The organism is Streptomyces sp. CA-106110 (genome assembly GCF_050936285.1).
Taxonomy (GTDB): Bacteria; Actinomycetota; Actinomycetes; order Streptomycetales; family Streptomycetaceae; genus Streptomyces.
In genome coordinates this window covers 636,135-648,229 of record NZ_JBNJNB010000001.1, presented here as the reverse complement: position 1 = coordinate 648,229, position 12,095 = coordinate 636,135, and the positions used below count along the sequence as shown (strand labels likewise).

The following is a 12,095-nucleotide window of genomic DNA, read 5'->3' as shown; positions in this document are numbered from 1 at the left end:
GACTCGACTGGCTCGACGTTCCTTTTCGAAGGGCTTCCGCCCGCCTCCGGTTCCGGCATAGCTCGAGGATTGTAATTCCCGTACATGCGTGGAGATTTGGATGTTCCCCTCCTCGAGTGCGGTTTCCGCGAAAACCGGATGGATTGCCGTCGGATTTTCTTGTGTCGTCCGGCTCCTTCTGCCCTTCCGGCGTGCACAGACATGCATTTTGAACTTGATTCAATTCTCGCGAGATGGATACGCGGCCGCTCGGCGGCTCCTGCGCGACTCGATGGGGTGTCGACCCCCGTGCGGACGAGGTGCCGACCTGACGTCGGCGGCGAGTGGCGGGTGCCTGCCACTGACGTCAGCCAAGGCCGACATATCGGAACAATAGGGCGAAGAGCTTCAATGGGGTAAATCTATGGGGGCGCTTGACTTAACGGAAGGTGGCGTTAAAGGTGGGACCCGCCATTTAAACCGGTTCAAATCCCGGCCGACTTCTGCCACCTGTGGCGCTGTGGCTGGGACAACTCGTTCCTGGTATCGGGGCCGCGCTGTCCAGACGGCCGTGAGGCCTGCGTGCGGGGAACGTGAACCGGTCAGACATTGCAGCCCCCGACCGGCAGAAACTGGGTAAGCATTCACAAGGAATGCCTGTCGACATTTGACGCTGTGTGATATCTGCTGGTCAGGTGGCCAGGGCGATGGGTGGCATCCAGAGGTTGCCGGTGAAGGCGCGGCGGATGGCGTCGAAGGGGTTCAGGCCGTGCTTGCGGGCGGAGTCGAGGTATGAGCGCACGGCGAGCCAGGCCGCGGCACCGTGTTCGGACTGGTGGCAACCGGAGATCTTGACCTGGGTCTTGACCGGTCGCAGTGCTCTCTCGCCGGTGTTGTTGGTGAAGGGCACGTGTCGGGGGTGGTCGGCGAAGCGGAGCACGTTGTTCGCCTGGTCGCGGAGCCGTTCCAGCAGGTTGCGGGCCGGGGACTGCTTGCGGCCGGGGGCTCTGGGGTGGAGCGCGAGTCCGGCGGTGACGCCTCGGTGGTAGTGCTGCTGGTAGAACAGCAGCGAGGTGGGGCCGATCTCGGCTCTCTCGCCGTCCCTGACGCGCCGGGCCTGGCGGTTCAGGCCCGCCAGGGCCCAGTGGATCTGCTGGTGCCACTTCTGCTTGGGATGGTCTTGCTCGGCGGCGGTCAGCTCGCGGATCAGGTGCGCGCCGCACAACTGGTGGTCCGCGTCCGGGTAGCCGGCGTAGAGTGAGAGCGAGTCGTGGACCAGCGTGCCGCGGAAACCCGGCAGGATGCCCAGGGAGTTGGCGCCCTCACGCGAGCGCGGCGCCAGGGCCAGGTGGGTCAGTTGCTCGGTACAGGCCACATGCAGCCAGCGGCGCTTGGCGCCGATCCGGGTGGTGGTCTCGTCCGCGTGCAAGATGTGGCCGAGCATCAGCAGGGTTTTGATGAGGTTCAGCGAGTCGCCGGTCAGTTCGGCGGCCTCGGCGACCATACCGCTGACCCAGCCGGTGGACACCGCGGCGCCGGTCAGGTCGGCTATCAGCCGGGCGGTCCGCTCGACGGGGACGTGGTGAAAGACGACCAGGTAGACCGCCAGTGCGCGCAGGTTCGGGCCGTAGGACGCGGGCGAGCCCGCCAGGTGGTCGGGTGCCTCGGCTGTGGTGGTGTGCCCGCAGCCGCAGCGGACCTTGTGCAGCCGGTACTCGGTGACCTTCACCGTGACCAGGGGGATGTCGCTGACCTGACGGCGAGCGAAGCCGACTGAGGGCGCGCCGCGCAAGTGGCTGCCGCAGTCCGCGCAGGCACGCGGGCGATGGTTCTCGACCTGGTCCGGATTCTCGACCATGCCCAACCCCGCACCGGGCGCGCCCTTGCGCCTGCCCCGCCGGGCCTGGCCCTTCGGCTGCGCCTCGGGCTTGTCGTCCTTCGGCAGACCGAACACGTCCTGCGAGGGCGGGAAGTTGGAGTTGCCCGAGTTGCGGTTCAACCGCCGTTCCAACTCCACGACCCGCTTCGTCAGGCGCTCGTTGGCGGCAGCGAGCTGCGCGTTCTGGTCCTCCAGCAGTGCGGCCCGCGTCTCCAGCACAGTGTTCCGCTCTTCGAGTAGTGCACACCGCTCGGCCAGCGCCACGTTCTGCTCGCGCAGCAGCGCAATCAGCGCGAGGAGGTCCTCACGCGACGCGGCGGACTCGGCAGCAACAGACACGATCCCGCAGCGTGCCAGAGACCACGACGGCCTGTCACATCGTCAACTCGCCACCAGCGGACAGACCACGTGAATGCTTACGAAACTGGAGTGCGCAGATGGCCCGTCGTCCCACGATCGCGGATGTGGCGCAGTTGGCCGGGGTGTCCCGTGCGACGGTTTCCTTCGTCCTCAACAACCGCCCCGGTGTGGCGCTCGCCACGCAGCAGCGCGTCCAGTCGGCGGCAGAGGAACTGGGGTGGACCCCGAGCCGTAGCGCGCGGGCGCTGTCCACGGGGCGGGCACGTGCCGTCGGCCTCGTACTGACCCGCGAACCCGATCTGATCGGCACCGATCCGTTCTACCCGGCGTTCATGGCGGGCATCGAGGCGGTGATCTCCGAGACCGGCGACGGTCTGATGCTGCAGATGAGCCGGCCCGGCGACGAGATAGAGACCTACCGCAGGCTCGCAGCCGACCGGAGGGTCGACGGCGTCTTCCTCACCGACCTGCGCCTGGACGATCCAAGGCCGGCACTGGTCACAGAGCTCGGCCTGCCCGCAGTCGCTGTGGGCGCAGTGGAAGCAGACACCGACCTGCCGACGGTGAACCTTGACGATCGTCCCGCCGTCAGCAGCGCCGTGCACCACTTGATCGAACAGGGACACCGCGACATCGCCTACGTGGCCGGTCCCGAGGAGTTCGTGCACGCACGGCGCCGCCGCCAGGCATGGGCTGAGGCGCTTGCCGACGCGGGCCTGCCCTCCGGCACGTCACTGCCCGGAGGATTCACCGCCGAGGGTGGGGCACAGGCGACTCATGCGCTGCTGGCCCGGCCTACTCCTCCCACCGCCATCATCTACGGCAACGACCTGTCGGCCACGGCCGGTATGGCGGTCGCCCAGGATGCGGGCCTGCGGCTACCCGACGACCTCTCGATCGTCGGCTTCGACGACGTCTCCTTGGCGTCCTGGACCAGCCCTACGCTGACGACGTGCCGCGCCAACCCGGCCTCCTGGGGGTGGGCGGCCGCCAAGGCGCTGGTGGAGTTCATCGAGCGAGGCACCACAGCTGACGTGGAGCTGGACCCGGCCACGCTGGTGATTCGCGGGTCGACCGGCCCCGCCCCCGTCCGCGGGGGTCGATGACTGCCGGCGGCGGTCCCCAGTCCTTCCTTCCCTTCCTTCAGCAAGGTGGCCGGCGGAAGCCCAACGACGTCGTGCCCGCCGACTGATTACCCCTCTAAGAAACGGAACCTCCAATGAAGAAGGCCCTCCTCGTCATGCTGCCGGTGGCCGCTGTGGCGCTGACCGCGTGCGGCAGCGGATCGGACTCCGGTAGCGCCGGCAACAACGCCCGTGGCCCGATCACGGTCTGGTACTCCAACAACGCTCAGGAAGTCGCATGGGGCAAGAGCATGGTGGCGGCCTGGAACGCCGCTCACCCCAAGGAGAAGGTGAGCGCGCAGGAGATTCCCGCCGGCAAGAGCTCCGAGGAGGTCATCGGCGCGGCTATCACCGCAGGTAACGCGCCGTGCCTGGTTCTCAACACCGCTCCGGCGGCCGTGCCCGGCTTCCAGAAGCAGGGCGGTCTGGTCGCGTTGGACGACTTCCCCGACGGCAAGCAGTACCTGCAGTCCCGTGTCGGCGACCGCCTCGCGCAGTACGCGTCGCCGGACGGGAAGTACTACCAGATGCCGTGGAAGAGCAACCCGGTGATGATCTTCTACAACAAGGAGCTCTTCAAGAAGGCCGGGCTGGACGCAGAGCACCCCAAGCTGGCCAGTTACCAGGACTTCCTGAACACCTCGCGCAAGCTGGTCAAGAGCGGGGTGGCCAAGTCCGCCATCTGGCCCGCGCCGACGTCGGAGTTCTATCAGTCCTGGTTCGACTACTACCCGCTGCTTGCGGCACAGACCGGCAAGCAGCTCGTCCAGGACAACAAGGCCCAGTTCGACTCGCCCGAGGGCATCAAGGCCGCCGAGCTGTGGAAGACCATGTACTCCGAGGGCCTGGCTCCCAAGGAGAGTTACAACGGCGACGCCTTCGCTGAGGGCAAGTCCGCGATGGCCACCGTCGGTCCCTGGGCCGTCTCCGTATACGGCGACAAGGTCAAGTGGGGCGCCGTGCCCGTGCCGACCGCCGACGGTTCGCCCGGCAAGGGCACCTTCAGCGACGAGAAGTCCATCGGCATGTACACCTCCTGCAAGAACCGGGCGACCGCCTGGGACGTCATGAAGTTCGCCACCAGTAAGGAGCAGGACGGCAAGCTCCTGGACGCCACCGGCCAGATGCCGATGCGCCAGGACCTGACGTCCGCCTACCCGTCCTACTTCGCCTCCCACAAGGACTACGAGGCCTTCGCGCAGCAGGCTGAGCACACCATCGAAGCGCCGAACGTGCCGAACTCGGTCGAGATCTGGCAGACCTTCCGCGACGCCTACACCAAGGCTGTCATCTTCGGTAAGGGCGACCTCACCGCCACCTTGAAGGACGCCGCCGGCAAGGTCGACAAGCTGGCCGAGAACCAGTGACCCGCCATGTCCTCCACCACCCATGACTCCCACGGCCCCAGGCATGCCCAGCCCGGGTCCGGAACGACACCAGCGGGGCGGATGCGGCAGTGGCGGTTGCGGCTCGGCGGGCATCAGCCCATCGGCATGCTGTTCGTCTCGCCGTACCTGCTCTACCTGGCCGCGATCTTCGTGTATCCACTCGGCTTCGCCGTGTGGATGTCCTTCCACGACTACTTCTTCGCCGCCCCCGGTGTACAGGTCGACCGGCCCTTCGTGGGGCTGGACAACTACACCGCGGTACTCACCGACCCGGACGTGTGGCGCTCGTTCTCGAACATCGCGGTCTTCCTCGTCATCAACGTGCCGCTGACTACCGTCGCCTCACTGGTCCTCGCCAGCGCACTGAACAAGAAGATCCGGTTTCGATCCTTCTTCCGGACCGCGTACTACATCCCCTACATCACGGCCAGTGTCGCGGTCGTGGGCGTGTGGCTGTTCCTGTTCAACACCAACGGTCTGGTGAACCGGGCACTCGGGCCGCTGGCTCCGGATCCCTCGTGGCTGGTGAACTCCCATCTGGCGATGCCGGTCGTCGCGGTCTTCGTCGCCTGGAAGCAGCTGGGCTTCTTCGTGGTGCTGTACCTCTCGGCTCTGCAGAACGTGCCCAACGAGCTGTATGAGTCGGCGGCCCTCGACGGTGCCGGACGGTTGCGCACGTTCCGTTCCATCACGGTCCCCGCGGTACGACCCGCCACGCTTCTGGTGCTGATTCTGGCGACTGTCACAGGAGCCAACCTGTTCACCGAGCCCTACCTGCTCACCAGCGGTGGCGGGCCGGACGGCGCCACCACCTCTCCCGTCCTGCTGATGTATCAGCGGGGTCTCCAACAGGGGCATCCCGATCAGGCCGCCGCCATCGGCGTGATCCTCGTCGTGCTGATCACCGGCATTTCGCTCGTCTACCGCCGCTTCTTGGAGAGGGACTGAGATGGCCACCAACGTCGCAGCTCCCTCCCGCGAGAAGCGTCGGCGGAAAGCGAACGCCACGGGAACCCGCCCCAGGTCGATCGGGTCGAAGATCGCACTGCTCATCGGTGCGTTCGCCTTCCTCTTCCCCTTCTACTACATGATCATCGGGTCCCTGCAGAAGCAGCCCGACTCCAGTCCGGCCGGGGCCTTCCCCGACCCAGGGAACCTGAGCCTGCACAACTACACCGCGATCAACTCAGCCATCTCGCTGGGACGGTCGCTGGTGAACTCCGGGATCTTCACCGGTGGAGTGATCATCTGCACCACCGTCTTCGGGCTCCTCGCCGGCTACGCACTGGCCCGCCTGCAGTTCCGGGGCCGGGGTTCGACCTTCGCCCTTGTCCTGCTCGTCCAGGTCGTCCCGTTCCAGCTGCTGATGATCCCTCTGTACGTACTGATCGTCCGCGACTACGGCCTGGCCGACTCGTACCTGGGCATGATTCTGCCGTTCGCGATCAACACCAGCGCCGTCTTCATCTTCCGCCAGTTCTTCCTGCAACTGCCCGCAGCCATGTTCGAGGCGGCCCGCATGGACGGTGCCAGCGAACTGCAGATCCTGTTCCGCATCGCGGTGCCCCTCTGCAAACCGGCCCTGTTCTCGGTGGTGCTCCTCAGCTTCACCGGCCCGTGGAACGAGTTCCTCTGGCCGTTCTTGGTCACCAAACGGCAGGACATGCAGCCGCTGGCCGTCTCCCTTGCCAACTACATCAGCACCGTCTCCTCGGCCGCCGCCAACCCGTTCGGCGCCATCCTCGCCGGGGCCTGCGTACTGGCGGCACCCGCGGTGGCGCTCTACATCGTCTTCCAGCACCGCTTCACCTCCACCGACATCGACTCAGCAACGAAGGGTTGAACCCCCGTGACCCACAGCACCACCACCCCCATCCCCTACCGCCTCACCCGGGTCGGCGTCGTGATGTCCCCGCTTCCCGGCGAGGCCAACGAGGTCGAGGGTGTGCTCAACCCCGCCTCCGGCCGCACCCCCGACGGCAGGCTCCACCTGCTGCCGCGGCTGGTCGCGCAGGGCAACGTCTCCCACGTCGGGCTCGCCGAGGTGATCGTCGAGAACGGCGTGCCCACCGGCGTCGAGCGCCGCGGCGTGGTCCTCGCACCCGATGCGGGATGGGAGCGCGGCAAGAACAACGCCGGTGTGGAGGACCCGCGCACCACCTGGATCGAGGCCCTGGGCCGGCACGTCATGTCCTATGTGGCCTACGGGCCGCTCGGCCCCAAGCCGGCCCTGGCCGTCTCCGAGGACCTGGTGAACTGGGAGCGCCTCGGCCCGATCCAGTTCGAGTACCAGCCCGATCTGGACACCGACCTCAACCTCTTCCCCAACAAGGACGTCGTGCACTTCCCCGAGCCCGTTCCGGGCCCGGACGGTGAGATGTACTTCGCCATGCTGCACCGCCCCATGTGGGACCTGGGCTGGTTCCGCCCGGGTGAGGGGGTGCACCTGCCCGCCGGCGTGAGCGACGAGCGGCCCGGCATCTGGATCTCCTACGTCCCCGTCGACGAGGTCAAGCAGGACATCCGCGCGCTGACCCGGCCGCGTCACCACCGCCTGGTCGCCCTGTCCGAGTACCCCTGGGAGGCGCTCAAGATCGGTGCCGGCCCGGCTCCGATCCGGGTCGAAGAGGGCTGGCTGCTCATCCACCACGGTGTCTCCGGCAGCATCGAGGACCCGTTCGCCCAGGTGCAGACGGTCCACTACGCGGCCGGTGCGATGATCCTCGACCCCGCGGACCCGGCCACGGTGCTCTCGCGTACCACCGAGCCGCTGATGGCTCCGGAGACCGAGGAGGAGCGCTCAGGCACCGTGCCGAACGTGGTCTTCCCGACCGCCATCGAGGAGATCGACGGCGTGCGGTATGTCTTCTACGGCATGGCCGACGCGCACATCGGCGTGGCCCGCCTGGACCGGGCCGAGTGATCGCCATACCCGAGGCGGGCTTCGGGCTGGCGCTGGTCGGCTGCGGCGGCTTCGGCGCGTATGTCCTGGACGCGGTGCACGACATCCCCGGCCTGCGGGTCGTCGTGTGCGCCGACCCCGACCGTGACCGGGCGCGAGCGCTCGCCGAACGGCACGGCGCGGACGTCTGCACGAGCGTCGAGGAGGCGGTGGCGCGTCCGGGGGTCGACGTGGTGGCCCTGGCCACCCCGCCGGCCGCCCACGCGGATGCGGCCGTAATAGCCCTGCGCGCGGGCAGGCACGTCTTCTGCGAGAAGCCGGTCGCCGTCAGTCTCGCGGCCGCCGCCCGCGTCGCCGAGGAGGCGGACCGCGCATCCGGCGTGTTCGTCGTCGATCACGTGTTGCGCTACAACCCGATCCTGCGGCTGCTCCAACGGCTCGGCGGGGAGGGGCTGCTGGATCCGCTGCGGCGGTTCGCCTTCGAGAACGATGCCTCCGACGAGGACCTGGGCCCGGACCACTGGTTCTGGGACCCGGCGCGCAGCGGCGGCATCCACATCGAGCACGGCGTGCACTTCTTCGACGCGGCGAGCGCCCTGATGGGCAGTGATCCGGTCGAAGTGCAGGGCATGGCGGTGCGGCGACCCGGCGGCCCGGTGGACATCGTGGTGGCCACCGCCACCCACCCCCGCGGGAGCGTGGCGACCCACACGCACTCCTTCACCCACGCCCACCGCGCCGAGCGGCAGTTGATGCGCTTGGACTACGGCTTCGCCGAAGCCCGGGTCACCGGCTGGATCCCCACTTTCGCGACGGTCACCGCCTGGACCGACGAGGCGGGCGCCGCCCGCTGGGAGCGGCTGCCCGAGCGGGCGGGCGACCTCCTTGCGGTACCCGGGCTGCGTCCGCACGGGCAGGAGCGGATCACGGTGTCGGTGGCCCGCGGGGCCGGTTCGGACCGTCCGGCCTCCGGCCGCGGGATCAGGCGCGTCGTCCCGCATCGGGTCGACTGCGTGATCGACCTGGGCGGCGAGACGCGCAAGCCGTACATCTATACCGAGAGCGTGCGGGCGGCCATGACCGACCTGCTGCACTGCGCGGCGCACGGCGGTACCCCCCTGGCCGGCGTCGGCGCCGGACTGGCCGCCGTCGCGGTGGCGGAGGCAGCGACCCGGTCGGCGCAGACCGGGCGCACGCTGCCCGTGACCATCCCGTCCCCCTCGACCGCTGGAGGATCCGGATGACCACGCGCGCAACCCCCGATGCGGGCAATCCCGTCCCGAACCCGGCCGTCGCCGGGCCCGCCACGGGTGGATCAGGCGGAGCGGACGGTGCCGTCCCGTGGTGGCGGGACGCCGTCTGCTATGAGATCTACCCCCGCGCCTTCGCCGACAGCGACGGCGATGGCGTCGGGGACCTGGCCGGTGCCACAGCGCGGCTGGAGTACCTGCGGACACTGGGTGTCGACGCAGTGTGGATCACCCCGTTCTACCCCTCGCCATTGGCGGACGGCGGATACGACATCGCCGACCACACCGGGGTTGCACCCGACCTCGGTGGCCCGGCCGACTTCGTCGCCCTGGTGGAGCGGGCCCACGCGCTGGGCATCAAGGTCCTGGTGGACCTGGTCCCCAATCACACCTCCGACCTGCACCCCTGGTTCCGCGAGGCAGTCGCCGCCGAGCCGGGATCGCGGGCCAGGGAGCGCTACGTCTTCCGGCCTGGCCGCGGCGAGCACGGTGAACTGCCCCCGAACGACTGGCAGTCGGCGTTCGGCGGTCCTGCCTGGACCAGGGTCGACGAACCGGACGGCAGCCCGGGCGAGTGGTACCTGCACTTGCACGCGCCGCAGCAGCCCGACCTGAACTGGCGAAACGGCGAGGTCGTCGCCGACTTCGAGCGGATCCTGAAGCACTGGCTGGACCGCGGCGTCGACGGCTTCCGGGTCGATGTCGCCCACACCCTGTTCAAGGCGGACGGCCTGCCCGACGCCGGCCCCGGCCAGCACCAGGACATCCACCGCAACCACCTGATGCCCTACTACGACCAGGAGGAACTGCACCCGTTGTTCCGCGACTGGCGCGCCCTGCTGGACAGCCATCCGGCGCCCGCCGGTGCGGTGGCCCCTGGGGAACGAGTGATGGTGGCCGAGGCCGGGATCTTCGCCCCCGAGCGGCTGGCACGCTACGTGAGCCCCGGCGAGATGCAGCAGACCTTCAACTTCGCCTTCCTCGAGGCGCCGTGGGACGGGGCGGCGATGCGGGATGTGGTCGAGGAGTCCGTCGCCGCCATGCAGGCGGTGGGGGCCCCGGTCACCTGGGTGCTCTCCAGCCACGACGCGGTCCGGCCGGTCACTCGCTACGGCGGCGGCCAGGCCGGTGAGCGGCGTGCCCGGGCCGCGGCGCTGCTGATGCTTGCGCTGCCCGGTGCAGCCTACGTCTACCAGGGCGAAGAGCTCGGCCTTCCGCAGGTTGAACTCCCCGACGACCGGCTGCGCGACCCGCTGTGGGAGCGCTCGGGACACCGGGAGCGCGGCCGGGACGGCTGCCGGGTGCCGCTGCCCTGGGAGGGCGATGCCGCCCCGTACGGCTTCAGCACTGCCGCCCCCGAGGACTGCTGGTTCCCTCAGCCCACCGACTGGGCCGGGCTGACCGCCCGGGCCCAGGAGGACGACGGCGACTCCATGTTCGCGCTGTACCGAAGAGCGCTGCGACTGCGGCGCGACCACCCGGCCTCGGATGCCGCGCTGAAGCTGGACGGTCCCGACAGCGGCGAGTGGTTCGGCTTCGAACGCGGTGCGGGGCTGCGGTGCGTGGTCAACTTCGGCTCCGAACCGCTGCCGCTGGAGAACGATGCCGAAGTGCTGCTGTCCAGCGCGCCACTGGAAGGACGGACGATCCCACAGGACACGACCGTTTGGATGATCTTCAAGGAGTACCACCAGTGAACGACAGGCCCAGTCTTGACCTTTCCGGCCTGGTGAAGGCCTACGACGTCCGTGGCACCGTCCCCGACCAGCTCGACGAGGACCTCGCCCGGCTGTTCGGCGCGGCCTTTGTCGAGACGACCGGCGCGGACGCGATCGTCATCGGGCACGACATGCGCCCCAGCTCCCCGGGCCTGGCGCGCGCCTTCGCGGACGGCGCTGCCGAGCGGGGCGCCGATGTGACCGAGATCGGTCTGTGCTCCACCGACGGGCTGTACTTCGCCAGCGGAAAGCTGCAGCGGCCCGGCGCGATGTTCACCGCCAGCCACAACCCCGCCCGGTACAACGGCATCAAGATGTGCCGAGCCGGCGCCACACCGGTCGGCCAGGACACCGGGCTGCGGGAGATACGCGCATTCGTGGAGCGCTGGTCCACCGGGCGGGCACTGCCCGCGACCAGCCGCGCGCCGGGCGCCCTCACCCAGCGGGACATGCTCGGCGACTACGCCGCCCATCTCTTGGGGCTGGTGGACCTCTCCGCCATCCGCCCGCTGAAGATCGTGGTGGACGCGGGCAACGGCATGGGCGGTCTCACCACCCCTGCGGTCTTCCGCGACCTGCCGGTGGAGGTCGTCCCGATGTACTTCGAGCTGGACGGCACCTTCCCCAACCACGAGGCCAACCCGCTGGACCCGAAGAACATCGTCGATCTTCAGCACAAGGTGCGGGAGACCAAGGCCGATCTGGGCCTGGCCTTCGACGGTGACGCCGACCGCTGCTTCGTGGTCGACGAGCGGGGCGAAGCCGTCTCGCCATCCACCGTCACCGCCCTCATCGCGGCCCGGCTGCTGGCCGACCACCCGGGAAGCACCGTCATCCACAACCTGATCACCTCCCGGGCGGTGCCCGACGTGGTGCGCGAACACGGGGGCATCCCAGTCCGCACCCGAGTGGGACACTCCTTCATCAAGGCCGAAATGGCGCGCACCGACGCGGTGTTCGGCGGCGAGCACTCGGCGCACTACTACTTCCGCGACTTCTGGTTCGCCGACAGCGGCATGCTGGCGGCCTTGCATGTGATCGCCGCTCTCGGCGGTCAGCAGGGACCGCTGTCCGCGCTGGTCGGACAGTACGGGCGATACGCGGCGTCTGGCGAGATCAACAGCGTTGTCCCCGATCAGCAGCGCACGCTGGCCAAAGTTCGCGACACCTTCGCCGGACGGGACGGAGCGGTCGCCGACGAGCTCGACGGACTGACGATCAGCGCCACCGGCTGGTGGTTCAATCTCCGCCCCTCCAACACCGAGCCACTGCTTCGGCTCAATGTGGAGGCGTCGGACGCAGACACCATGACCCGGCTGCGCGACGAGGTGCTGGCGATCGTCCGCATCTGAGACACGCGGCGGCGAGGCATGTCCGGTCGGGCAGCATTTGGGCGTCGATGGACGGTCAACCGAAGTGCACGGCAAGGAGCTTGAGGCGGCTGCTGCGAGGGTGGTGGCGACCGCCTCGGGCGTCCCTGACAACGCGGCCCGGC

The 12,095-nt window shown here is 68.8% G+C and carries 9 protein-coding genes; 8 read left to right on the top strand and 1 reads right to left on the bottom strand.

Features of this window, described 5'->3' with window-relative positions; genetic code table 11:
- Positions 1 to 670: 670 nt before the first annotated feature.
- Positions 671 to 2,197: an IS66 family transposase gene (gene tnpC / locus ACQEXA_RS03195; protein ID WP_432926078.1), complete on the bottom strand. Its 1,527-nt coding sequence runs from the start codon at positions 2,195 to 2,197 to the stop codon at positions 671 to 673.
- Between the two features lie 98 nt (positions 2,198 to 2,295).
- Between tnpC and ACQEXA_RS03190 the strand changes: the two genes are divergently transcribed.
- The 8 genes from ACQEXA_RS03190 (at position 2,296) to ACQEXA_RS03155 (ending at position 11,952) form a co-directional block, all read left to right on the top strand.
- Entirely contained in the window at positions 2,296 to 3,324 is a 1,029-nt protein-coding gene (locus ACQEXA_RS03190) for a LacI family DNA-binding transcriptional regulator (protein WP_432937339.1), read from the top strand.
- A 113-nt stretch (positions 3,325 to 3,437) separates the two neighbouring features.
- The gene (locus ACQEXA_RS03185) at positions 3,438 to 4,709 is read left to right on the top strand and encodes an extracellular solute-binding protein (RefSeq protein WP_433128517.1); all 1,272 of its coding nucleotides are present in this window, start codon (positions 3,438 to 3,440) and stop codon (positions 4,707 to 4,709) included.
- Between the two features lie 6 nt (positions 4,710 to 4,715).
- Complete coding sequence (locus ACQEXA_RS03180; RefSeq protein WP_432937344.1) at positions 4,716 to 5,678, top strand: carbohydrate ABC transporter permease; 963 nt, start codon at positions 4,716 to 4,718, stop codon at positions 5,676 to 5,678.
- 1 nt (position 5,679) lies between these two features.
- The gene (locus tag ACQEXA_RS03175; RefSeq protein ID WP_433128515.1) at positions 5,680 to 6,573 is read left to right on the top strand and encodes a carbohydrate ABC transporter permease; all 894 of its coding nucleotides are present in this window, start codon (positions 5,680 to 5,682) and stop codon (positions 6,571 to 6,573) included.
- Positions 6,574 to 6,636: 63 nt separating this feature from the next.
- Positions 6,637 to 7,653 carry a glycoside hydrolase family 130 protein gene (locus tag ACQEXA_RS03170; RefSeq protein ID WP_433134436.1) on the top strand — a complete coding sequence of 339 codons (1,017 nt, stop codon included), beginning with the start codon at positions 6,637 to 6,639 and terminating at the stop codon, positions 7,651 to 7,653.
- Positions 7,650 to 8,876 carry a Gfo/Idh/MocA family protein gene (locus ACQEXA_RS03165; RefSeq protein ID WP_433128514.1) on the top strand — a complete coding sequence of 409 codons (1,227 nt, stop codon included), beginning with the start codon at positions 7,650 to 7,652 and terminating at the stop codon, positions 8,874 to 8,876. Before ACQEXA_RS03170 ends, ACQEXA_RS03165 begins: the two co-directional genes overlap by 4 nt.
- A complete protein-coding gene (locus ACQEXA_RS03160) occupies positions 8,873 to 10,579 on the top strand; it encodes a glycoside hydrolase family 13 protein (protein ID WP_433128512.1) in 1,707 nt (568 codons plus the stop codon). Before ACQEXA_RS03165 ends, ACQEXA_RS03160 begins: the two co-directional genes overlap by 4 nt.
- Positions 10,576 to 11,952 (top strand): phosphomannomutase/phosphoglucomutase, encoded by a 1,377-nt coding sequence (locus ACQEXA_RS03155; protein WP_433128510.1) that lies wholly within the window; start codon positions 10,576 to 10,578, stop codon positions 11,950 to 11,952. The genes ACQEXA_RS03160 and ACQEXA_RS03155 overlap by 4 nt, the downstream gene beginning before the upstream one ends.
- The last annotated feature ends 143 nt before the right edge of the window (positions 11,953 to 12,095 follow it).